The following is a 23,748-nucleotide window of genomic DNA, read 5'->3' on the forward strand; positions in this document are numbered from 1 at the left end:
TCACCGCCGGTTCATCTGCTTGGGGTCCAGCGCATCGCGCAACCCGTCGCCCAGAAGGTTGAAGGCAAGGCTGACCGACAGGATCGCCAGACCCGGAAAGGTCACCAGCCACCAACTGTCGATCATATAGCGCCGCCCGGTGGCAATCATGGCGCCCCATTCCGGCAGCGGCGGCTGCGCGCCAAGGCCAAGAAAACCAAGCCCCGCCGCCGTCAGGATAATCGTGGCCATGTTCAGCGTGAGGCGGATCATCACCGAGGGCAGGCACATCGGCATGATCGACTTAACGATGATCCGCAGCGCTGAAGCGCCCTGCAACCGCGCCGCCGCGATGTAATCGGCCTTGCGGAAGGTCAGCGTCTCGGCCCGCGCCAGACGGGCGATGGGCGGCCATGCGGTCAGGCCGATGGCGATGATCGCATTGTTCAGGCTGGGCCCAAGGGCGGCCACGAAGGCCAGCGACAGTATCAGGCTGGGGAAGGACAGGAAGATATCGGTAATCCGCATCATCACCGTATCGAACCGCCCCCCGATATAACCCGCCGTCGTTCCCACCAGAAGCCCGATGGGACCGACGACGACGGTGACCAGAAACACGATCCGCAGCGTGATCCGCGCCCCCCAGACCAGCCGTGAGAAGATGTCACGGCCCAACTCGTCGGTGCCGAACAGATGGCCGTTTCCGGGCGGCTGCAGGACGTTGTTCAGATCCTGCAAATAGGGATCATGGCTGGCAATCCAGGGCGCGAACAGCGCGGTCAGGATCAGCACACTCAACACGATCAGCCCAAAGGCCGAAGTCGGCGTGCGCCACAGGAAGGCGATGATGTTGCGCAGGGCCAGCAGCGGGGCGGGCAGGCGCGAGTGCGGACGGGCGGTGCTGGTCATTTCGTCCTCGGGTCAAAGAGCCGATAGAGAAGGTCGGAGATCAGGTTCAGCAGGATGAAGATGCAGCCGACGATCAGCACGCAGGTCATCACCGCATTCATGTCGCCGATGATCAGATTGTTGGTCAGATACTGGCCAAAGCCGGGCCAGGCAAAGACGGTCTCGATCAGCACCGCACCTTCCAGCAGACCGCCGTAGGCCAGAGCGATGATGGTGACCAGTTGCACCCGGATGTTGCCGAAGGCATGGCGCCAGATGGTCTGGCCACGCGACAGGCCCTTGACCCGGGCCGTGGTCATGTATTCTTGCCCCAACTGGTCCAGCATGAAACTGCGGGTCATCCGGGTGATATAGGCGGAAGAAGAATAGCCCAGCAGGCTGGCCGGCAGGATCAGATGGTTGACCGCCGACCAGAACACATCGCGGTCGCCCGCCAGCAGGCTGTCGATCAGCAGGAAGCCCGTGCGCTCGTCAATCAGGCCGATGTAGAACTGGCTCATCCGGCCCGAACCGCCGACCCAGCCAAGGCCCGCATAGAACACCAGAAGCGCGATCATCCCGGTCCAGAAAATCGGCATCGAATGGCCGAACAGGCTGAAGACGCGCACCAGATGATCGGGCCAGCGGTCTTTGTTCACCGCCGCCGTGACGCCAAGGGGAATGCCCAGCCCGGCCCCGATCAGGATGGCGAAGGTCGCAAGCTCGATCGTGGCAGGCATCACATGCAGGATGTCTTCGATAACCGGCTGTCCGGTGCGGATCGAGGTGCCGAAATTGCCGGTCAGCACATCGCCCAGATACCGCAGGAACTGTTCCCAGATCGGCCGGTCCAGACCCAACTGGTTGAACACCATCTCATAAGTCTCGCGTGAGGCGTCTTCGCCGACGATGGCGCGCACCGGATCGGCGGGCATCATGCGACCGATCACGAAAGTCAGCAGCAGCAGGCCGAAAAGCGTGATTGCAATAGTTGCAACCTGCCCGGCCACCTGTCTGAGGCGGATGTGTGATAGTGCCATGTTCCCCCCGATGTCCTGTCGCCCGATACGGCGAAGCTGACAGAAATCAAAACCTGTCTGACAAGTTATCCGCTATGTCTCACGCAAGGCGAATCGAGTCAAGCGAAAGCTCAGAGGAAGTCGTCGCGGCGCGGGGAAAACACATCGATCAACTCCCCCTCTTCCAGACAGATGCAGCCGTGCTGCACGCCCGAGGGGATCACCAGACTGTCGCCCTGTTGCAGGTGATGGGCCACGCCGTCGCGGTAAAACTCAAAGCGGCCCTTGGCAACATAGGTGGATTGCACATGAATATGGCTGTGCAGCGCCCCGGACGCCCCGGTTTCAAAGCGGAAAGACACAACCATCTGCGCCGGAGATTCGGACAGAACCTGACGGGCAACGCCGGGTGCCGAGACGCGGACAGGATAGGTTGGCAACGGGGCGGTGTCGGTCATCGGGCAATCTCCTGAAATGCGATGCCCTGCTATACACGTTGAAATCCTGTCAGACAAGATTGGACAAACGCCAGACTATTCTGCCGTCCTTTTCCCGCCGCCAAGAAGCTCCTGATAGCGGTCCAGACTGCCGCGCAGATGTTCGCGCATCCGCTCTCGCGCAGCGGCGCCGTTGCCTGCGGTGATGGCATCGACGATGTTGCGATGCTCCTCCTGCAGATGCAGGTTGAAATCCTTGGGCCGCGCGCCGGGCTGGGCGCCCTGCAACTCGCCGCGCGGGATGATGCCCTGCCGGATCAGTTGCAGAAACTCGGGAAAGCGGCGGTTCTGCGTCGCTTCGGCAATCGCCAGATGAAAGGCGAAATCGGCGTCGCGGGTGGGCAACCCCTGCCGCAGACAATCCACCACATGGGCATGGGCATCGTGGATCGCCTCAAGCTGCACCGGAGAGCGCCGCGCCGCCGCCAGCGCCGCCGCTTCGATTTCAAACGCGGTGCGCAGTTCCAAAAGCTCGATCACAGATGAAATCCGCGCCGTGGTCAGGTCGTCGAAGGCCCGCCCGGGGCGGTTCGCCGGGTCCAGCACGAAAACGCCTGCACCTTTCTTGGCCTCGACCAGCCCGTCGGCACGCAGGGCAGCGATGGCCTCGCGCACCACGGCGCGGCTGACGGCGTGGATGCGGGTAAGTTCGGCCTCGCTGGGCAGTTTGTCGCCGGGCTTGTAGGTGCCCGCCTCCAGCGCCGCACGCAGGGCATTGCCGATCTGCGAGACCAGAGACTCGGCCCCCGGCTGCCGTATAGTCTTGGCTGTTGCTGTCATGGGGCCCCGCCGGTTGTCTGACACGTCACTGGACAGGAGTGCTAAACGTTTCGCAGGGGGTCAGGCAAGCCCTGTCGTATAATCTCAGATCGCACGGGCCAGCCAGTCAAAGGCGGCGGCCTGCCGGTCGGGGCCGAAGACATGCCCGCCGGGATGATCTTGCAGGCACAAGGCCCCCGCCGCAGCATGGGCCGCCCAGACCGCTGCCAGCTTGTCCCGCGCGGCCTCTGTGGCGGCAGGCGGAAACAACGTGTCGGCGCGGCCCCACTGAAACAGCCCCGGCTTGGGCGCCGCAAGGGCGGCGATGTCGGGCAGGTCCAGGTCACGCGCCACCAAAGGATGCGTCATCCAGAAGGCTGATTGGCCCCGGGTCTGGTTGTTGCCCTCAACCAGAAGACCCGGCAGACTGGCCATCCAGCACGAGGCGACAAAGCCCGCGACCCGTGGCGACAGCGCCGCCACCTGCCAGGCGCGGAACGCCCCCATCGAAAAGCCGACAGCGGCAATGCGCCCTGCATCAACCTCGGGCTGCGCGGCAAGGAATTCGGCGGCACGCAGATCTTCCCAGGCCATGATCCCCGCAGGCGACAGCCCCAGTTGCAACAGGTTCGCGGCCAGCGCCTGTTGCGCCTCATAGCCATTGCCGGCCCGCGCCCCCCAGTTCAGCGCATCGACCGCCAGCACGGCATAGCCACGCCGCAAAAGCGCATCGCCAAAAGGCTGACCGCCAAAGCAGCGGTCCCACCAGCCTTGCGCACCCTCTGGCAGCGGGCCGGGCGGTGTCAGGCATTTCGCAGCGCCGATGCGGAACTCTGACCCATGGTCATGCAGCGCCAACACCGCCGGCACAGGCCCCAGCGCCTTGGGCACCGCAAACAGCGCCTGCGCGGTCAGACCATCGGTCAGGGTCAGGCGCAGCAGGCGAATGCGACCGCCGGGGCGGTCTTCCTCGGCCAGAACCTCGGGGGCAAAGGCGGGGGCAGGCAGGTCGGGCAGGATCAACGCCCGCAGATGCGGCAGCACCCTGTCGCGCCAGAGCGCCGGATCACCGCCTGTCGCCGCATAGCCCATGGGAAAGCCGCGCCGCGCCGCCAGACGGCCCAGAGCGGGCACAAGATTGCTGCCGGTGATGTCACCCTGCCCCATCTGCCCCTGCCAGAACGGACTCGGCCACGGCCATCATCAGCGGACCCACGCCCTTGGCGTCATCCGATACCACATCCTCGGTCAGATAATAACCGGGAGAGCCGTCGCGTTCGCGCCCAGAAAAGGGGCCAAGCCCCGCCACATGACAAATTCCGGTCAGGCCCGCGCCCGGCGTGACCCGCGCAGACAGCGCGGTCAGCGCGCGTAAACCGGCGGCGCGCAGGCGGCTGGCTTCGGCGCCGGCCACCAGCCCCAGCCGGGCGGCACGCAGAAAGGTATAGGCGAACATCGCCGATGCCGATGATTCATCATAGTTCCCCGCCAGTTGCGGCTGGTCCAGCACCTGCGGCCACAGCCACAACGCCCCCTGCCGTTCCGCCAAAGCCAGCAGGATCGCACGGGTCTGGCCGCGCAGGCTGGCCGTTGCGGCATCCGGCGGCAGCCCGCCCAGCGCATCGACCAATGCCATGACCAGCCAGCCCATCGCCCGTGCCCAGACCGCCGCCGACTTGCCGGTTCGGGCATCGGCCCAGCTCTGAAGGCGGCTGTCGTCATAGCCATGCACATGCAGCCCGCCCGGTGCCACCGTCAGCACAAGAGCGGTCGCAAATTGCAGCAGCGCATCGGTGATGCGCGCGCTGTCGCCCGTGGCCAGCGCGTATTCGATCTGGAACGGCAGGCCCATATACAGCCCGTCCAGCCAGACCTGATGCGGATAGCGTTGCTTGTGCCAGTAATTCCCCGCGGGAATGCGTGGATGGTGGCCCAGTTGCGCGGCCAGATGCCCTGCCGCCGCCATGAAGCGGGGATCGCCCGTCAGCCGCCCCAGCGGCAACAGCACACGCCCGGCAAGGATGTTGTCGATGTTGAACTCTTCCGCCGTATAGTCCCGCAACCGGCCATCCCCGGCCACCTGCGGGCCGATCAGCCGCAAAAGATGTGCATTCCAGCGCGGGTCGCCGGTCGCCTCGGCCAAAAGATGCAGGCCCCAATAGATGCAGCCATCTTCATAGCACCACCGGCCCGCCTTGTAGGGGGCATAGCGGGCGGCATAGGCATCAAGATAATCGGAGAGGATCATGGCGCAGTCTCAGGGCGGCGGCAGGCGGTAAAGCTCGGCCGGGTTCTGTGCCAGCACCCGGTCGCGGCTGCCCTCTGGCAGCCAGCCCAGCGACACTTCGGCCAATGCCGCCTCATCTGGATAGTCCGCCCCCGTCTTCACACCGTTATGCGGCCAGTTGGTGCCCCAGACGATCCGCTCGGGCGCATGGGCCGCGATCCGGCGCGAAGGGGCAGCGACATCGGCATAGGGCCATGGCAGGCGGCTGCTTTCATAGGCGCCCGCGAACTTGAACCAGCAGTTGCCACGGTCGATCAGGCCGCACAGGGCATCCACCTCGGGGCTGTCGGCCGCGACGCCGCGAAAGAACTTGCCGTGGTGGTCAAAGACCCAGCGCGCCCGCAACCGTTTCAGCCGCGGCAGATGCGCCAGAAGGTCCGAACCGTCGAACTGCACCGCCATCATCCAGCCCGCATCATGGGCGATGGCATCCACCGCCTCAAGCTGCGCCAGACCCACGGCACCGCCCGGCAGGTCCATGATCCGCGCCCCGACGATCCGCCGCGATGCCAGCCGGTCGATTTCCGCGCCCGGGGTTTCCGGGCCGATCACCGCCACACCCCAAGCACAATCGCCCATCACCTCAAGACAGGCCAGAAGATTGCCGTTGTCATGCTGATGCGCGTTGGCCTGGGTGATGATCACCCGCTCCAGCCCCAGCCAGCGCATGACGCTGCGATAGGCGCCATCGTCCGGCAAAGGGGCCTGCGGCAGGCCGGGGCCGCCGGGCAGCGCGGGATAACCGGGCAGATACATGTGCATCTGCGTATCGGTGGCCCCTTTGGGAAAAGGCAGCGCAGGCGGCACACCGGTCAGCTTGCGGGTGATCATGCCTCGGCCATCCGGTATTCGCGCAGCGCATCGCGGTTCACCTCAATGCCCAGCCCGGGCCCGTCGGGAATGGCCACCACACCCTGCACGGCCTCGATCGGGGTTTGAAGAACCGCCTGCCGGAAAGGATTGTGAGTGCGGTCAAACTCAAGGATCGGTTCAACCGGATGCAGCCGCACCGGATCGGGCACCATCGCCGCCATGAATTGCAGCGCGGCAGCAATCTGAACCCCCGTGCCCCAGACATGCGGCACCACGCGGATGCCGTGCAGGCTGGCCAGCGCCATGATGTTCTGCGCTTCGGAAAAGCCGCCGACGCCGCACAGATCGGGTTGCAGGATGTCCACCGCCCGCCCCTCGATTGCGGGCCACATGCCCCAGCGGCTGTGCCAGGTCTCGCCCCCCGCCACCGGAATCGGCTGACCTTCGCGCACGGCCCGGTAGGCGGAAAGCTGTTCTGGAACCACCGGCTCTTCGAACCAGTCGATCTCCAGCTCTGCCGCGGCCTGCCCCAGCCGGATCGCCTCGGCCATCGTATAGCCGTGGTTCGCGTCGATCATCAGCCGCATGTCGGGGCCAATCGCCGCGCGCACGGCGCGGATCACGCGCAGATCCTCGGCCACGCCAAAGCCGATCTTGATCTTGCAGGCGTGAAAGCCTTGCGCCCGGTGCCCGGCCATCTCTTCGGCATTGTCCTGCACGCGGTCCACGCCGTCGCGCTTGAAACTGCCCGTCGCATAGGCGCGAACCTTTTCACGCCAGCGCCCGCCCAGCAGCACCGAAACCGGCTGGCCAAGCGCCTTGCCCTTGATGTCCCACAGCGCGATGTCGATGCCCGACAGCGCCGTGATGGTCAGGCCACGCTGCCCCTGATCACGCAGGGCATTGTAGAGCTTGGCCCATATCTTGCCGGTTTCCAGCGGGTTCTGGCCAATCAGCCAATCCGCATAGGTCCGCACCACCGCCGCATTGGGCCGCGCCGGGCCAAGGCATTCGCCCCAGCCCACCGTGCCGTCATCGCATTCGACTTCCACCAAAACATGGGCCCGCCGGTCAAAGCGCATCGAGGCGCTTTCGAACGGAACCTCCAGCCGGTGTTCCAGCAGGTGGGTGCGAACCGCGGCAATCTTCATCGCGGCATCACCGCTGCCACGGCGCGATCAGGGCCGCCAAATCGGCTTCGTCACGCGCGCTGAGGTCGGTCAGCGGCGGGCGCACCGGCCCGGCAGCAAAGCCCTGCAAACGCACGCCGGCCTTGACGGCCGACACGGCATAACCCTTGGCCCGGCTGCGGATTTCCATGAACGGATAGAAGAACGTGTTCAGGATCCTTTCGCAGGTCGCCCGGTCGCCACCGCGCAGCGCGGCATAGAATTCATTCGCCAGCCCCGGCACAAAGTTGAAGACCGCGCTGGAATAGGTGGTGAAACCAGCACCCAGATAGGCTTCTGCGAACAGTTCCGCCGTGGGCATCCCGCCCAGATAAATCAGCCGGTCGCCCATCTTGGCGGTGATCTGGCGCACAAGGCCGATATCGCCGGTGCCATCCTTGAACCCGATCAGGTTCGGGCAGGCATCGCAAAGGCGGGCCAGCGTATCGGCCTGCAACACCGCATTGTCGCGGTTGTAGACCATGACACCGAAATCGACCGACTGGCAGACCTTCTTGACGTGCTGGAACAGCCCCTCTTGCGGCGCGTCGATCAGGTAATGCGGCAGCAGCAGAATGCCGTCGGCCCCGATCTTTTCCACCGATTGCGCAATCTCGACCGCCATTTCGGTGCCATAACCGCAGCCCGAAACGATGGCGGTATCGCCCGACACGTCCTTGGCGGCCTTCACGATGGCCGGAATCTCGCGCGGGGCCAGCGAGAAGAACTCTCCGGTGCCACCTGCCGCAAAGAGGACCGGCGCCTTGTAACCTGCCAGCCATTCGACGTGGGCGCGATAGCTGTCTTCGGCAAATTTGCCCGCGGCATCAAAATGGGTGACCGGGAAGGACAAGAGGCCCGACCCCAGCTTCTCCTTGATCTCGTTCGGCGTCATCTGGCGATTCCCTTGTTGTAGATGTCATGCGAACGGAACCATGCTCCGCCCCCTTGTGTCAACAACTTATCATACAGATTATATGATAAGTTATCGCGCCAGCCAGCCGCCATCGACATTCAGCACCGCGCCATGGATGTAGGCGGCGGCGGGGGAACACAAAAACACCGCCGCCCCGGCAATATCTTCGGCCGCACCCCAGCGGCCCGCCGGAATCCGATCAAGGATCGCCTTGGATCGCTCGGGGTCGGCCCGCAGTGCCTCGGTGTTGTTGGTTTCGATATAACCGGGGGCGATGGCATTCACGTTGATGCCCCGTGCCGCCCATTCATTGGCCATCAGCTTGGTCAGACCGGCGACGCCATGTTTGGAGGCTGTATAGCTGGGCACCCGGATGCCCCCCTGAAACGACAAGAGCGAAGCAATGTTGACGATCTTGCCCGGACGGGCGCGGGCCAGCGCCTCACGCGCGAAGACCTGACAGGTGAAAAACACCGCCTTCAGGTTCACGTCGATCACATCGTCCCAATCGGCCTCGCTGAAATCGACCGAGTCGGCGCGGCGGATGATGCCGGCATTGTTCACCAGAATGCTGAACCCCGTCCCGGCAAATACATCGCGCGCCGCCATCGGATCGGCAAAATCCAGCGCCAGCGCCGAAGCGCTGCCGCCGGCCTGCACGATCATCTCCAGCGTCGCATCGCAATCCTGCCGCGCCGCACAGACAACCTCGGCCCCTGCCCGCGCCAGGCCCAGCGCAATCGCCTGCCCCAGCCCGGTGTTGGCACCTGTTACCAGAGCCTTATGGCCCTGCAAGGAAAAGGGATTCACCGCAAATCCCCCGGCTGGATAAAGTCCATGTCGGTATAGTCGATATTGTCGCCTGCCATGGCCCAGATGAAGGTATAGGCACCGATCCCCGCCCCGGAATGGATCGACCAGGGTGGCGAAATCGCCCCCTCCTCATTGCCGACAAACAGATGACGGGTTTCTTGCGGTTCGCCCATCAGGTGCAGGACACGGGACTTTTCCTCCATGCCGAAGTAAAGATAGGCCTCCATCCGGCGGTCGTGAATATGGCTGGGAATGGTGTTCCAGACCGAGCCTTCCTCAAGCGAGGTATAGCCCAGGATCAATTGGCAGCTTTCCATCACAAGCGGATGGATGAACTGGTTTATGGTGCGCTTGTTCGAAGTTTCGGCCGCACCCAGCTTGACCTCCTTGCTGTCGGCCAGCGTCACCAGCCGGTTGGGGCAGGTGCGGTGCGCCGGGCAGGAGGCGATGTAAAAGCGCCCATTGCCCGCAAAGGTCACCGGCCCGGCGCCCATGCCAAGATAAAGCACATCCCCCCGGTCCAGCAACCAGCTTTCACCCGCGGCCGAAACGGTGCCGGCATCACCGATGTTCACGATCCCCATTTCGCGGCGATCCAGAAACGAAGGCGTGCCGGCCTCCGCAACCCTGTCCAGCACAAGCGCCCCGCCGGCGGGCACCGCGGCCCCCATCACGAAGCGGTCGTAATGGGTATAGATCAGCCGGATTTCGCCATCTGCGAACATGCCATCCGCCAGAAAATGGCGGCGCAATGTGGCAGTATCCATCGCCCGGGCAAAATCGGGATGAACGGCCTGACGGGTTTCGACGGTCAGCATAGGGGCCTCCAAGAACGACATATCATATTAATTGACACTTATTGTATGATGTGTTTTCTGAGTCAAGCAGGATTGCACCCGACCGCTGCCAGCGTCATGGTGCCCCGCCTGTAATATGAGAGGGGACGTCGTGCGCATTCTTGCCTTGGGCGAAGTCATGATAGAGCTGTCCGCCGCCGGAGCGGATGCAGGGCCCGGCCTCTGGCGGCAGGGATTGGCCGGCGACACCTTCAACACCGCCTATTATCTGGCGGCGCTGCGCCCGGACTGGCAGGTTGGCTATGCCACCCGGCTGGGGGCCGATGCGATCTCGGATGCGGCGCTTGCCACCATTGCCGCCGCAGGCATCCGCACCGACCGGATCACCCGCGACCCGGACCGCAGCATCGGGCTTTACATGATCAGCGTCACGAATGGTGAGCGCAGCTTCAGCTATTGGCGCGGCCAATCCGCCGCCCGGATGATGGCCGAAGATGCGGGCTGGCTGGCAGAGAGCTTTGACGGTGCCGATGTCATCTACCTCTCGGGGGTCACGCTGGCGATCCTGCCGCCCGCAGCGCGTGAGCGGCTCGTTGCCGCCTTGCAGGGCCGGGATGTGGTGTTCGATCCGAATATCCGTCCCCGCCTTTGGGAGACGCCCGAGGTTCTGCGCGCTACGATCACCCGCGCCGCCAGCCTGTCGCGCATCGTCCTGCCCAGCTTTGACGATGAGGCGGCGGCCTTTGGCGATGCCGACCCCGCCGCGACCGCACGGCGCTATGCGGCAGCGGGCGCGCAAGAGGTTGTGGTGAAGAACGGCAATGCCGAGCTGGCCATCCTGTCGGCGGGCCGGATGATCGCGGCCCCCGCCCCGCGCGCCGTGCGCCCGACAGATACCACCGGCGCGGGCGACAGTTTCAACGCGGGTTATCTGGTTGCGCGGCTGAACGGCGCCGATCCGGCAAGCGCCGTGGCGGCGGGTCAGGCGCTTGCCGCGCTGGTGGTGCAGCATCCGGGCGCCCTGCTGCCGCGCAACGTTCTGGACACCTTCGCCCGCGAGGCCACCGGGTGAGCCGCCCCGCGATGAACCGCCTGCTGGTAACGGGTGCCGCCGGGGGGCTTGGCCGCGCGCTGCGCCATCGGCTGGCACCCTTGGCCCAAACCCTGCGGCTGGCCGATATCGCGCCGATCCACGACCCGGCCCCACATGAAGAGGTCGTGACCTGCGACCTTGCCGACCGCGCCGCGGTCGATGCCATGGTGGCAGGCTGCGACGGCATTCTGCACCTTGGCGGCATCTCGGTTGAAGCGGCGTTCGATCCGATCCTTCAGGCCAATATCCTTGGCCTTTACAACCTTTACGAGGCCGCCCGCCGCCATGGGCAGCCGCGCATCCTGTTTGCCAGTTCCAATCATACCATCGGTTTTTACAAACAGACCGAGCGGCTTGGCCCCGATGTTCCGACACGCCCGGACAGCCTTTATGGTGTGTCGAAGGTCTTTGGCGAGGCGCTGGCGCGGATGTATTTCGACAAGTTCGGTCAGGAGACCGCGCTTGTCCGCATCGGCTCTGCCACGCCAGAGCCGGAAAACCACCGGATGCTGGGAAGCTGGTTCTCGCAGGATGATTTCCTGTCGCTGATCGGTGCGGTGTTCCGGGTGCAAACCCTTGGCTGCCCGGTGATCTGGGGCGCCTCGGCCAATACGGGCGGCTGGTGGGACAACAGCCATCTGGACTGGCTGGGCTGGACCCCGCAGGACAATGCCGAAGCCTTTCGCGCCAAGATCGACGCGCGTCAGCCGCGCCCCGCTGCCGATGCCGCCGTCGCGGTCTATCAGGGTGGCGTTTTCACCCAGTACCCCATCTATCAGGAGGAACGCGCATGAGTTTCGCCCCCCATGGAAAGCACCTTATCGCCGGCGCGTGGATCGGCACCGATGCCCAGTTCGACAATGAACCGGCACATGGCCCGGTCCACCGCTTTTCGGTCGGCACGGTTGCGCTGGTGAACCAAGCCGCAGAGGCGGCTGAAGAGGCGTTCTGGTCCTACGGCTCTTCCTCGCGCGAAGAGCGCGCCCACTTCCTTGACGCCATCGCGGACGAGATCGAGGCCCGGGCCGAAGCCATCACCGAAATCGGCAGTCAGGAAACCGGCCTGCCCGCCGCCCGCCTGCAAGGCGAACGCGGCCGCACCACCGGCCAGTTGCGCCTGTTCGCCAGCCATATCCGCAAGGGCGATTATCTGGACCGCCGCTTTGACGCCGCCCTGCCCGACCGGCTGCCCGCGCCGCGCCCGGAAATCCGGCTGGTGCAGCGCCCGATCGGGCCGGTTGCCGTGTTCGGCGCCTCGAATTTCCCGCTGGCCTTCTCGACGGCGGGGGGCGACACGGCCGCGGCCCTTGCGGCTGGCTGCCCGGTGGTGGTCAAGGGTCATTCCGCCCATCCCGGCACCGGCGAAATCATCGCCGAGGCGGTCCATGCCGCCATCGGCAAATGCGGAATGCATCCGGGCGTCTTCAGCCTGATTCAGGGCGGGCGCCGGGATGTCGGCACCGCCCTTGTGCAGCACCCGCTGATCAAGGCGGTGGGCTTTACCGGCAGTCTTGGTGGCGGCCGCGCCCTGTTCGACCTTTGCGCAGCCCGTCCCGAACCGATCCCGTTCTTTGGGGAATTGGGCAGCGTCAACCCGATGTTCGTGCTGCCCGAGGCCGCCAGCACCCGCGCCGAGGCATTGGGCGCCGGCTGGGCCGGATCGCTGACCATGGGGGCGGGCCAGTTCTGCACCAATCCGGGCATCGCCGTGGTGATCGACGGGCCGGAGGCCGACCGCCTTGTCGCCGCAACCGCTGCCGCCCTTGCAAAGGTCGGCCCGCAGACGATGCTGACCGACGGCATCGCCAAAGCCTACCGCGACGGTCAGCACCGCTTTCAGAGCCGCAACGCCGTGAAGGCGGTTTACGAAACCCTGTCCGAAGGCCGCACCGCCAACCCGAACCTTTATGAGACGACCGGCGACAGATTTCTTGAGGATCATGCCCTGTCCGAAGAGGTTTTCGGCCCGCTGGCTCTGGTGGTGCGCGTCGCCTCGGTGGATGAGATGCTGCATCTGGCCAAGGGTTTTGAGGGGCAACTGACGGCCACGATCCAGATGGACCCCGCCGACACCGATACCGCCCGCAAATTGCTGCCTGTGCTGGAGCGCAAGGCGGGCCGCGTTCTGGTCAACGGCTTTCCGACCGGGGTTGAAGTGGTGGACAGCATGGTTCATGGCGGGCCTTACCCGGCCTCGACCAACTTCGGTGCCACCAGCGTCGGCACCCTGTCGATCCGCCGCTTTCTGCGCCCGGTCAGTTTCCAGAACCTGCCGCTGGATTTGCTGCCCGAGGGCGCGGCATAACCGAACGGCGGCGTGCCCCGACCCCGGCACGCCGCTCTGGCGCCCACAACCAACCGGATGACCCGCATGACGATGCCGAAATCTCTGGACGCAACGCTGCAGCCGACGCCCCCGCAGGGGCAGACCCTGGTTGCACAGGTGCGCGAAGCCATCCGCACGCAGATCAGCAAGGGCAGCTACAAACCCGGCGACCGCCTGCCCTCCGAGGCGCGGCTGACACAGGAATTCGGCGTCAGCCGCACCGTGATCCGCGAGGCGGTCGCAGCGCTGCAATCGGAAAAGCTGGTGGAACCCCGGCAGGGCGCGGGTGTTTTCGTTCTGGAACCGCCCAGTGGCGAGGGGCTGGCTTTCCGCAATCTGGACCTTGCCCGCGTCTCCTCGCTGATCGAGATGCTGGAACTGCGCACCGCGGTCGAAGGCGATGCTGCCGGTTTTGCAGCACTGCGGCGGTCGCCCGCGCAGGAAGAAAAGATCATCGAGGCTTTCGACGATCTGCGCGCCCGGATGCGGTCCGGCCAATCCACGACCGAGGCTGATTTCCGCTTTCACCTGACGATTGCCGAGGCGGCGAACAGCCCGCGCTTTCCCGAATTCCTCAAGCTGATCGGAACCGCGATCATCCCGCGCCATGCCATCGACAGCGAGGGGGAACGCCTTGTCTCGGCCGAATATCTGGCCGTGCTGGACCGCGAACACGAAGAGATACTTGCCGCGATTCTGGCCAATGACGAAGACGCCGCCCGCGCCGCCATGCGCCTGCACCTGCGCAACGCCCAGCATCGTTATCGCCAGTATCTGCGCGCGCTGCGGCGCTGACGGCCCACCCCCTGCGCCTGACCGCTGCCCGGGCGCAGAGGGCAGAACGCGGGGCGCGGGGGGGGGGCGTTACCGCCCTGCCCCGCGCCACCGCAGATCAGAGGAGCAGATCGGACAGCACCGGCACATAGGTCAGACCGTCAGCGCCGGTCACGCGGATGTCGAAATCAGAGGTGCCGTTGCCGTCGATATCGACGGACAGCAGGCCATAGCCCGCACCACTGTCCACCACCCGCACCTGCCCCGCGACAAAGCTGAACGTCGCCGAGCCGATGAAGGCAAAAGCCTGATCCCCCGCCGCAAGCGGATCGGCGTCCAGCGCCGACAGGTTGATCACATCCGACCCTGTGGTGAAGTCGGTGATGCGGTCGCCCTGGGTGCCCGTGCCGCTGTCGGCGGCACTGACGAAGATAAAGCTGTCAGCCCCCAGCCCGCCCGTCATCACATCGCGCCCCGCGCCCCCCGTGATCACATCGCCCCCGGCAGAGCCGGTCATCGTGTCATTGCCCTTGCCGCCAGAGATATTGGTGATCCCGGTCAGGGTGATGCCCGAATAATCCATGCGATCGGCCGCATCCGAACCGCGCAGCGTGACGCCGGTCTTGCCCCCAGCCGAGATTTCCTCGATCCCCGTGACCGAGGTCAGCGAGATCGCCGTGCCATTGGCGGTCGCGCGGATCACGTCATAGCCCGCGCCACCATCGACCACATCCCGCCCTGCCCCAGCCCCCGAAACGCGGATCACGTCATCGCCGCCGCCGCTCTGGATCAGGTCATTGCCCGCGCCGCCGCTGATCGTATCGGCCCCGGCCGAACCATTGATCGTGTCATTGCCCAGATCGCCGTCGATCAGGGTGATCCCCGTCAGCGTAGTGGTGCTGAAATCCAGCAGGTCGGCAAGAGCGGTCCCCTTGACCGACACATTGGCAAAACCGCCTGCGCTGATCTCTTCAATCCCGGTCACGCTTTCCAGCCCGATGATGACATTGGCCGCCGTGGCAAGGATGCGGTCCAGACCGATGCCGCCGTCGATGGCGTCAGCCCCCTGACCCAGCCCGACAAGGAAGGTGTCGTCGCCGTCGCCGCCCTTCAGGTCGTCGTCGCCCAGACCGCCTTCGATCGAGTCGTCGCCGGCGCGGCCTTCGATGCTGTCATTGCCGGCATTGCCGCGGATGCTGTTGTCTTCTCCGCCGCCGATCACCGTGTCATCGCCGCTTCCGGCATTGGCCTCTTCGATGGTGGTGGTGGTGGCCGCCGTCATCCCGGCGGTGATGGCCGCCACGATGTTCGAACTGTCTGCCGTCAGCGAGACCACCGTGCCCCGCCCGATCTGGGTGACAAGGCCCTGATAGGTCGTCTCATATCCGCCCGCGACGGCGAAGATCGGAATGATGTTGGCCGCCTGCAAGGCTGCCATCAGTTGCGGGATCTGCGGATAGTCTTCCAATGCGCCGCCGCCCGGATAGAAGGCATCGCCATTGTTCGGCGTGAAAATGCCGCCCAGCGCGCCATCGCCCGCCACATGATAGGGAGCATCGGTGAACAGCACCACAAAGCGGGCGGCATCGGTGCGATATCCGGCAGCGGCGGCGTTCAGCGCCAGTTGCATCAGACCTTCAATCTGCGCCTCGGGTCCATCGGCACCGTTCAGCACGTTCATGGAATTGTAGATGCTGGCCAGTGTCGCCGCGCTGGTCGTCATGGCCTGTTCCAGCGCATAGACCCATTCGCCCGCAGCCCCAAAGGGGCCGACCGGCTTGTCGATGAAGGACGAGACACCAAAGGCGCTGTTGGCCTGAACCGCCTGCAAGGCTGCCACGATCTGCGGCACCAGTCCGCGCACCGTGGCAATGTCATCGCCGAACGAGCCGGAGCGGTCTTGCAGGAACTGCACATCCAGCGGGCGCGATGTGGTGCCGCCCGGGGTGACGACCACGACCTGGCCTTCGATCTCGCTCTCGGTCTCGCCCGAAAGGTCGATGTAATCGTTGGTGGTGCTTTCCGAACTGTCGATGCAGTCGCGGCCGGAGTAATCCTCGATCGTCACCGAACCGCCAGAGATGTGATAAACGTCATCGCCATCGTCGCCGACCAGCGTGTCGCTGCCGCCCCGGCTGTAAAGATCATCGTCGCCGCGCCCGCCATTCAAAAGGTCGTCGCCGTCGCCGCCGTCCAGACTGTCATCGCCGATGCCGCCCGACAGCGTGTTGTTGCCCGCGCCGCCGGTGGCCGAGGTGGCGGTGCCGCCCAACCGGATGATTTCGACATTGAGGGGCGCCGTCAGGCCATTCGCCATCAGAACCACCGTATCGGTGCCGCCGCCGATGTCCTCGACGATCACATCGCCGATGTCGTCGATGATATAGGTATCGTCGCCCGCGCCGCCGATCAGCATGTCGGCGCCGCTGCCGCCGTCCAGCGTGTCGGCCCCCTCAAGCCCGATCAGCGTCTGGCTGCCTGCCGAGCCCGAAAGCGCATCCGCCCCCGCCGTGCCGGTGCCGGTCAGCCCGGCGGCAGTCAGGCGCAGCGCCTCGATCCCGGCGGTCAGGGTGTAGCTGATGCTGGCATCCACCCGGTCGCTGCCTGCTGTGTCGATCACGACATCGCCCGCGTTATCGACCTTGTAGACATCGTTGCCCGCGCCGCCCTCCATCGTATCGGCGCCGCCGCCGCCGTTCAGCGTATCGTCAAACCCGGTGCCCACCAGCCGGTTTGCCGCGCCGTTGCCCGTGGCCACCCGGGCCGCGCCGCTCAGCGTCAGGTTTTCGACATAGGCGCCCAGCGTGTAGTTCACCGTGGCAATGACCGTATCAATCCCGCCCGTGGCGGTTTCATTGATCTTGTCGGCCGCATTATCGACGCGGTAGGTATCGCCGCCCGCCCCGCCCGTCAGCGTGTCAATCCCGGCGCCGCCATCCAGCGTATCGGCCCCACCCGTGCCCACGATCAGATTGTTCAGCGCATTGCCGGTGCCCGCGCGGGCAGAACCATAAAGGTAAAGCTGTTCGACCTCGGCCCCGAGCGTGAAGTTGGCATAGGCGTTGACCCGATCCGCCGTGCCGCCGCCGGCAAGTTCGACCACCTGATCGGCGGTGGCATCGACGATATAGGTATCGTTGCCTGCGCCCCCCGCCATGGTATCGGCCCCCGCCAGACCGTCGAGCCGGTCATCCCCCACGGTGCCCGCGATATAATTGCTCAGCGCGTTGCCGGTACCGATGCGCGCCGCGCCCGTCAGGACCAGCCGCTCGACCTCGGCGGCAAGCGTGATGTTGATGGAGGAAACCACCTCATCCGCCGTGCCGCCGCCTGCAAGTTCGGTCACCGCGTCGCCAAGGTCATCCACGATATAGCGGTCATTGCCCAGACCTCCGGCCATCGTATCGGCGCCCGCAGCCCCGTCCAGCGTGTCCGCCCCCGCCGTGCCGGTCAGGCTGTTGGCAAGGGCATTGCCGGTGCCGCTGCGCGCAGCCCCGGTCAGGATCAGGTTTTCAACGCCATCGGCCAGCGTATGGGCCACCCCGGCATAAACCGTATCAACCCCGTCGCCACCCAGTTCGGACACCGTATCGCCCGCGCTGTCAACGATATAGGTGTCATTGCCCAGACCGCCGTTCATCGCGTCGGCGCCGGTGCCGCCGTCCAGCGTGTCATTGCCCGCATCGCCATCAAGGCTGTCATTGCCCGCGCCGCCCTCGATCATGTCGTCGCCGGCATCCGCCGCGATGGTGTCATCGCCGCCCAGCCCCATGATCGCATCATTGCCCGCGTCGATCTGGTTCACCCCGCCAAAGCCGGGGCCCATCAGATCGGCGCCCTCGGTGCCATAGATGTTCAGGTCCGGCTGCCAGGAGGCGGGTGCGAACAGAACCTTCACCGCCTCCCCCGAGCCCGGCGCCCCGATCATCAGATCCTGCGTGCCATCTCCATTCAGATCGGGCGACAGCGCCAGCGTCGAGCCGGTCAGGCTGCCCGGCGCGCCGACGATCTTGGCACCGCCAAAGCCCTGCGCCACCGCCGCGAGGTCAATAGGCCCCTGCCCGCCGCCCCAGACGATATAGACCGCCCCGGCATTGGTGCCGCCCTCTTCATTGCCCGGAACGCCAAGGATCAGGTCGGCGATGCCATCGCGGTTCAGATCGCCGCCGCCCAGCACCACCAGACCGTCAAGGTCTCCGGCATTTTCGGCGATGATCTCATAGCCACCGATCCCGGCCCGCACATCGGCAAGGTCCACCGCCGCCGTATCGGTCTTGCCGAACACGACATAGGCCCGGTCCGAGCGCGGCGCGCCGATCAGGATATCGCCGCGCCCGTCGCCGTTGACATCCGCCACCCCCGCGACGGCGGCCCCGGCATCATCATCCTCGACCCCGGTGATGATATAGCCACCGATCCCCGCCGCGATATTGTTCAGGTCGACGCCTGTGCCCGTCGCCTTGCCGAAGACGACATAGACCGCCCCTTGGTTCGGGGCGCCGTCGTTGTAGTCGGGCACACCGATCAGGATTTCCGCCCGACCGTCGCCATTCTGATCCGCCGAAACGCCCAGCGTGGTGCCCACCGCATCGCCGCTGCTCGCGCCGGTGATCTTGAAGCCGCCCGTCCCCGCCGCGACGTTCGAGAGCAGAACCGGCGCATCGCCCGCCTTGCCCCAGACGATATAGGCCGCCCCGGCGTCAGTGCCGCCGGCATCCTGACCGGGGGCGCCGACCAGCACATCGGCCCGGCCGTCGCCGTTGAGGTCTCCCACCGACATCACGCTGTAACCCGCCATGTCGCCTGCCGACTGGCCGCGGATCGCAAAACCCTCGCCCGAACCCGAGGTCAGCAGATCGCCCAGATCAAGCCCGCCGCCCACCGCCGGACCAAAGGCGACAAAGGCCGTCCCCGCATCGGCGGCGGTGCCGCGCGCCATGCCCGGCGCCCCGATCAGCAGCTCCCCCCGGCCATTGCCATTCATGTCGCCGCTGCCGGCGATGGCAAAGCCGGTCATGTCGCCTGCGTTCACCCCGTCGATGATCCAGGTATCCACCTGCCCCAGAACACCGTCAGCCACCCCAACCGTGCTGCCGGGCGCCGGATCGCCCAGCATGACATAGACGCGCCCGGCCTCGGCAGCCTTGTCGTCATCGCCAGCGGCCCCCACCGCCACATCGGCAATCCCGTCCCCATTCAGATCGCCCACCGAAGCAACCCAGCCGGTCGCCGGCGCGGGTGCCAGCGTCGAGGTCAGATCCCCCGGCGCATTCGGCGTGAGCGTATAGCCGCCACCCGACAGGATGGCAGAGTTCAGAAAGACCTTCGTATTGGGAATCGGCATGGCAAACCTGCTGGCTGAGGGCGGTGGAAACGCCGGGCCAGCAAGCCCCCCGAAACCGAACAGGCGCAATAAACCGAAGTCCAAACGCCCTCAACCCCGGGATGGAGACCCCGGTTTATACCCCGGGTTTAGACCTCCATCCCCGAAATCCGCGCGGCGGCCACGTCAGATTGCATAGATGTCGCGGAACTTCGCCTCGAGATAGTCCAGCAGCGGCCCCTCATCGGGGGCAAAGCCGCAGGCGGCCTGAATGGTGGCCGCGGGTTCGCGCAATCCGCCTTGGCGTTGCAGGTTCTCCCGCAGCCAGCCGGTCGCCGCCGTGGCATCGCCCGCGGCAAGCCCGGCCTCCAGCCCCGGCACCGCCGCCGTGAGCGATTTCCACAGACACCCGGCATAGACATTGCCCAAGGTATAGGTCGGGAAATAGCCGAACAACCCGCAGGACCAATGCACGTCCTGCAACATCCCGTTCGAAGGCCGATCCACCACCGCGCCGAAATCGGCCTTGAAACGGTCATTCCACGCCGCCTCCAGATCGCCCACGGCAAGGTCGCCGCGCACCAGCGCCCGCTCAAGGTCAAAGCGCATCATGATATGCAGGTTATAATGCACCTCATCCGCTTCGGTGCGGATGAAACCGGGCTGCACCCGGTTGACGGCGTGATAGAACCCTTCCGGGCTGTCCACCGACAGATCGCCAAAACGCGCCCGCATCTCACCGAACATCCAGCCGGTAAAGGCACGGCCCCGGCCCATCTGGTTTTCGTAAATCCGGCTCTGGCTTTCATGCACGCCCATCGACACGCCATGGCCCAAGGGCGTCAGCGCATAATCGGGGTCGATGCCCAGCTCATAGCTGGAATGGCCGACCTCGTGGATGGTCGAGTAGAAACAGTTGAACGGCTCGCTTTCCACCACCCGGGTCGTGATCCGGCTGTCGTTCCAGCCGCCCGAGCTGAAGGGATGCACTGCAAGGTCCATCCGCCCGCGCGACCAGTCATAGCCAAAGGCCGAAGCCAGATCGCGCGCCAGCCGCAACTGCGTTTCGGTCTGGAAATTGCCGGTCAGCGCCTTGGGCTGATAGGTGGCGCCCAGCACCGCCTCGCGCAGCGCCACCAGACGCGGGCGCATCCGGTCAAACATCGCGCCGATGGTCGCGGCGGTGGCGCCCGGCTCGTAATCATCCATCAGCGCGTCATAAAGATCGCCGCCTTCGGCGAGACATTCCGCCTCGCGCCGACGGAGCGCGATGACTTCGGCCAGCGTCGGCAGGAAGCCCGGCACATCATCGCGCGCCCGCGCCTCGGCCCAGACGCCCTGCGCGGTCGAGGTCAGACGCGCCAGCGCCTCGGCCAGATCGCCGGGCACCTTCTGCGCGCGGGCATAGCTGCGGCGGATCAGCCGCAGCGCGGCTTGTCCCGCCGCATCGGGCGCCTCGGCCACCTCAAGCCATTCCCCAATGCGCGGATCGGTGCGGCGGGCGTGCAAGACGCCCTCCATCGCCGCCATTTCCTCGCCCCGCTGCTCGGCGGCGCCGCGCGGCATCATGGTTTCCTGATCCCAGCCCAGACGCTCGGCCACCATCGACAGCGCCTCGGTCTGGCGCTGATGGGCCATCAGAGCGGCAAAAGCCTTGTTGTTCACGCTCATGCCGTTCCCTCCCGGATCGAACCTGCAATGGGGTAAATGGACAAATGGCGCGCCCGCAGGATCAGAACCCAGAGGATCACCGCGCCAATCTGATGGGTGATGGCCACATGCACATGCGCCAGCGTCAGCGCCGTGGCGATGCCCAAGGCAACCTGCGCCAGCAGCATTGCCAGCACGGCATGAAACGCCGCCCGCGTGGCGCCATGGGCGGACTTGCGGCCCTTGACCCAGGCCACGATGCCCAAAGCCAGCAGAAGATACCCCGCCATGCGGTGGTTGAACTGCACCAGACCGGGGTTTTCAAGAAAGGCGTGCCAGACCCCGCCGCCCCCCGGCACATAAAAGGCATCCGCCGGAAAGAAGCTGCCGTTCATATCGGGCCAGGTCGGAAAACTGCGCCCCGCGTCGATGCCCGCCACCAGCGCGCCCAACAGGATTTGCACGAAGGCCAGATGCATCAGCCCGGTGGACAGGCCCTTGAGCTTGCGCTCCCCGGCGCGGCGGGCCTGCATCAGCTCGGTCTCACCCCGGCCCAGCAGGAAGACATACCACGCCGCCAGCCCCAGAATGACGAAAGCCAGCCCCAGATGGGTGGCAAGCCGGTAGCTGGCGACATCGACCATCGTGCCTTTCAGCCCCGACGATACCATCCACCAGCCGATGGCGCCTTGCAGCCCGCCCAACACGCCAAGGCCAAGAAGGCGGCCAGTCCAGCCGACAGGGATTTTTCGCGCGACGAGGAAGCCGACGAACCCAACCACCCAGACGAGCCCGATCACCCGGCCCAACTGCCGGTGTGCCCATTCCCACCAAAAGATCGACTTGAAGGCATCCAGCGTCATCGCGCTGTTCTGCAACTGGAATTCGGGGCTGGCCTGATATTTGGCGAATTCGGTGGCCCAGTCGGCCTCGGTCAACGGCGGCAGGGCGCCGGTGACCGGCTTCCATTCGGTGATCGACAGGCCGGAATCGGTCAGCCGGGTCAGACCGCCCACCACGATCATCGCGGCCACCAAAAGGAAGATCGCCACCAGCCACAGCCGGATCCCCCCCCGTGCGCCCCGCGACGGACCGTCGATCAACCCGCCCACCGGCGCCACGGGCGCCTGCGCCCCAGTGCCGACCTCTTCAAACAGCTTGCGTTTTCCGGCCATGCCTGCCCCCTGAACTGGCGCGGAGACTAGGCCCGCCATCCGGGGGCTTCAAGGCCCCGCGATGGGTGGGGGGATGGGCAGATTGCCCATCCTACGCGGGGCGTCCCTTTCAGAACGTAGGATGGGCAATCTGCCCATCCCCCGCGCGCCTATCGCAGCAGCGCCAGAAGCGCCAAACTCGGCTCACCTGTCACCGCCAGCCCGCGTGCGCGCTGAAACGCCTCAATCGCCGCGCGGGTCTTGGCGCCGATCACCCCGTCGGTGCCGCCGGTGTCATAGCCCGCCGCGGTCAACCGCCGCTGCAACTCCTGCCGGTCGGCCTTGCTCATGCCGGTGGCATCGGGCGGAAAGCTGCCGCGGAGCGCGCCGCCACCTGCCAGACGGTCGGCCAGATGGCCGACGCCCAGCGCGTAGTTTTCGGCATTGTTATAGCGCAGGATCACGTTGAAATTGCGGAACACCATGAAGCCCGGCCCGCCCGCCCCCGCAGGTGCCAGAACCGAGGCGGTGCCCCCCGGCAGGCTGCCCCCCGCCGCCGCCCGCACCCCCATCGCCGCCCAATCGGCGGTGGAACGCCCCTTGCCGCGCCCGGCCAGCCCCATGTTGAACCCCGCAGGCAGCAGCACCTCGATCAGCCAAGGCTCCCCCCGAACCCAGCCCGAGCGTGAAAGATAGGCCGCCGTCGAGGCCAGCGCGTCCGAAGGATCGTCGCTCCAGATATCGCGGCGCCCGTCGCCGGTGAAATCCACCGCATAGGCAAGGTAGGAGGTCGGGATGAACTGGGTATGGCCCATCGCCCCGGCCCAGCTTCCCAGCATCCGGTCGGGCGCAATATCCCCCGCCTGAAGGATTTTCAGCGCGGCGACAAGCTGGCTTTCAAAGAACTCGCCCCGCCGCCCATCATAGGCCAGCGTTGCCAGCGCCGAGATCACCGGCACGTCTCCGCGCCTTGTGCCGAAGAAGCTTTCAAGCCCCCAGACCGCCGCAACGATGTGGCGGTCCACGCCATAGTGCCCCTCGACCGCGGCCAGAACCGAACCATAGCGGCCCATCATCTGCCGGCCGAGCGAGACCCGCTCATCCGAGGCGGCGATGGAAAGGTAATCCTCGACCGTGCGGGTGAATTCGGTCTGGTTGCGGTCGCGCTCGACCACGCCGGGCAGGAAACCCGCATGGCGGAACGCCTGATCCAGCACGCCCGGCGCGATGCCGCGCCCTGCCGCCCGGTCGCGGAAGGCCGCGACCCAGGCGTCAAACCCCGGGTTCGGCACCGCACGCCAGCTTTGCGCCGGGGCGGATGCCCCGCCACCACCACCGACACAGGCCGAAAGCAGCGCCAGCCCCATGCCGCCCAAGACGGCCCGGCGCCCAAAGCTTTGCCCACCCAGCGTTTTCGCCATCGCCGAACCCATCCTGCGCCTCCTCTGATTTGGCCGCAGGATAGGCGGCATCGCCGGGGCTGAGAACCCC

General features: G+C 65.9%; 19 protein-coding genes. 4 read left to right on the top strand and 15 right to left on the bottom strand.

Going from position 1 to position 23,748, the window contains the following annotated elements; all coding sequences use genetic code 11:
* The 11 genes from HS053_RS18235 to kduI all read right to left on the bottom strand — a co-directional run bounded on the left by HS053_RS18235 (position 1) and on the right by kduI (position 9,958).
* Positions 1–888 carry an ABC transporter permease gene (locus HS053_RS18235; RefSeq protein WP_174212679.1) on the bottom strand — a complete coding sequence of 296 codons (888 nt, stop codon included), beginning with the start codon at positions 886–888 and terminating at the stop codon, positions 1–3.
* Positions 885–1,907, bottom strand: coding sequence for an ABC transporter permease (locus HS053_RS18240; protein WP_174212680.1), 1,023 nt, complete (start codon positions 1,905–1,907; stop codon positions 885–887). Before HS053_RS18240 ends, HS053_RS18235 begins: the two co-directional genes overlap by 4 nt.
* Before the next feature lie 110 nt (positions 1,908–2,017).
* Positions 2,018–2,344, bottom strand: coding sequence for a cupin domain-containing protein (locus tag HS053_RS18245; RefSeq protein ID WP_174212681.1), 327 nt, complete (start codon positions 2,342–2,344; stop codon positions 2,018–2,020).
* 75 nt (positions 2,345–2,419) lie between these two features.
* The gene (locus HS053_RS18250) at positions 2,420–3,163 is read right to left on the bottom strand and encodes a FadR/GntR family transcriptional regulator (RefSeq protein WP_174212682.1); all 744 of its coding nucleotides are present in this window, start codon (positions 3,161–3,163) and stop codon (positions 2,420–2,422) included.
* Positions 3,164–3,247: 84 nt separating this feature from the next.
* A complete protein-coding gene (locus HS053_RS18255; RefSeq protein ID WP_174212683.1) occupies positions 3,248–4,309 on the bottom strand; it encodes a dienelactone hydrolase family protein in 1,062 nt (353 codons plus the stop codon).
* The gene (locus HS053_RS18260) at positions 4,296–5,390 is read right to left on the bottom strand and encodes a glycoside hydrolase family 88/105 protein (RefSeq protein ID WP_174212684.1); all 1,095 of its coding nucleotides are present in this window, start codon (positions 5,388–5,390) and stop codon (positions 4,296–4,298) included. The genes HS053_RS18255 and HS053_RS18260 overlap by 14 nt, the downstream gene beginning before the upstream one ends.
* A 9-nt stretch (positions 5,391–5,399) precedes the next feature.
* Positions 5,400–6,260: an amidohydrolase family protein gene (locus tag HS053_RS18265; protein WP_206677629.1), complete on the bottom strand. Its 861-nt coding sequence runs from the start codon at positions 6,258–6,260 to the stop codon at positions 5,400–5,402.
* Complete coding sequence (locus HS053_RS18270; protein WP_174212685.1) at positions 6,257–7,393, bottom strand: mandelate racemase/muconate lactonizing enzyme family protein; 1,137 nt, start codon at positions 7,391–7,393, stop codon at positions 6,257–6,259. The genes HS053_RS18265 and HS053_RS18270 overlap by 4 nt, the downstream gene beginning before the upstream one ends.
* Positions 7,394–7,400: 7 nt before the next feature.
* A complete protein-coding gene (gene kdgD / locus HS053_RS18275) occupies positions 7,401–8,306 on the bottom strand; it encodes a 5-dehydro-4-deoxyglucarate dehydratase (protein WP_174212686.1) in 906 nt (301 codons plus the stop codon).
* 90 nt (positions 8,307–8,396) lie between these two features.
* The gene (gene kduD, locus HS053_RS18280) at positions 8,397–9,137 is read right to left on the bottom strand and encodes a 2-dehydro-3-deoxy-D-gluconate 5-dehydrogenase KduD (protein WP_174212687.1); all 741 of its coding nucleotides are present in this window, start codon (positions 9,135–9,137) and stop codon (positions 8,397–8,399) included.
* Positions 9,134–9,958 carry a 5-dehydro-4-deoxy-D-glucuronate isomerase gene (gene kduI / locus HS053_RS18285; protein WP_174212688.1) on the bottom strand — a complete coding sequence of 275 codons (825 nt, stop codon included), beginning with the start codon at positions 9,956–9,958 and terminating at the stop codon, positions 9,134–9,136. The genes kduD and kduI overlap by 4 nt, the downstream gene beginning before the upstream one ends.
* A 130-nt stretch (positions 9,959–10,088) precedes the next feature.
* On the opposite strand from kduI, the gene HS053_RS18290 reads away from it, so the two are divergent.
* From HS053_RS18290 to HS053_RS18305, 4 genes are all read left to right on the top strand, one after another.
* Positions 10,089–11,009 (top strand): sugar kinase, encoded by a 921-nt coding sequence (locus HS053_RS18290; RefSeq protein WP_347233352.1) that lies wholly within the window; start codon positions 10,089–10,091, stop codon positions 11,007–11,009.
* A gap of 11 nt (positions 11,010–11,020) precedes the next feature.
* Complete coding sequence (locus HS053_RS18295; RefSeq protein WP_174212690.1) at positions 11,021–11,824, top strand: NAD-dependent epimerase/dehydratase family protein; 804 nt, start codon at positions 11,021–11,023, stop codon at positions 11,822–11,824.
* Positions 11,821–13,335: an aldehyde dehydrogenase (NADP(+)) gene (locus HS053_RS18300; protein ID WP_174212691.1), complete on the top strand. Its 1,515-nt coding sequence runs from the start codon at positions 11,821–11,823 to the stop codon at positions 13,333–13,335. The genes HS053_RS18295 and HS053_RS18300 overlap by 4 nt, the downstream gene beginning before the upstream one ends.
* A 66-nt stretch (positions 13,336–13,401) precedes the next feature.
* Positions 13,402–14,151: a FadR/GntR family transcriptional regulator gene (locus HS053_RS18305; RefSeq protein WP_174212692.1), complete on the top strand. Its 750-nt coding sequence runs from the start codon at positions 13,402–13,404 to the stop codon at positions 14,149–14,151.
* Between the two features lie 97 nt (positions 14,152–14,248).
* Here HS053_RS18305 and HS053_RS18310 read toward each other — a convergent pair whose 3' ends face one another.
* The 4 genes from HS053_RS18310 to HS053_RS18325 all read right to left on the bottom strand — a co-directional run bounded on the left by HS053_RS18310 (position 14,249) and on the right by HS053_RS18325 (position 23,690).
* A complete protein-coding gene (locus HS053_RS18310) occupies positions 14,249–19,474 on the bottom strand; it encodes a M10 family metallopeptidase C-terminal domain-containing protein (RefSeq protein WP_174212693.1) in 5,226 nt (1,741 codons plus the stop codon).
* A gap of 165 nt (positions 19,475–19,639) precedes the next feature.
* Complete coding sequence (locus HS053_RS18315; protein ID WP_174212694.1) at positions 19,640–21,124, bottom strand: carboxypeptidase M32; 1,485 nt, start codon at positions 21,122–21,124, stop codon at positions 19,640–19,642.
* Positions 21,121–22,278 carry a heme A synthase gene (ctaA, locus tag HS053_RS18320; RefSeq protein ID WP_174212695.1) on the bottom strand — a complete coding sequence of 386 codons (1,158 nt, stop codon included), beginning with the start codon at positions 22,276–22,278 and terminating at the stop codon, positions 21,121–21,123. The genes HS053_RS18315 and ctaA overlap by 4 nt, the downstream gene beginning before the upstream one ends.
* A 149-nt stretch (positions 22,279–22,427) precedes the next feature.
* Positions 22,428–23,690 (bottom strand): lytic murein transglycosylase, encoded by a 1,263-nt coding sequence (locus tag HS053_RS18325; protein ID WP_241699927.1) that lies wholly within the window; start codon positions 23,688–23,690, stop codon positions 22,428–22,430.
* Positions 23,691–23,748 lie beyond the last annotated feature (58 nt).

Source organism: Tabrizicola fusiformis (assembly GCF_013328815.1).
Taxonomy (GTDB): Bacteria; Pseudomonadota; Alphaproteobacteria; order Rhodobacterales; family Rhodobacteraceae; genus Fuscibacter.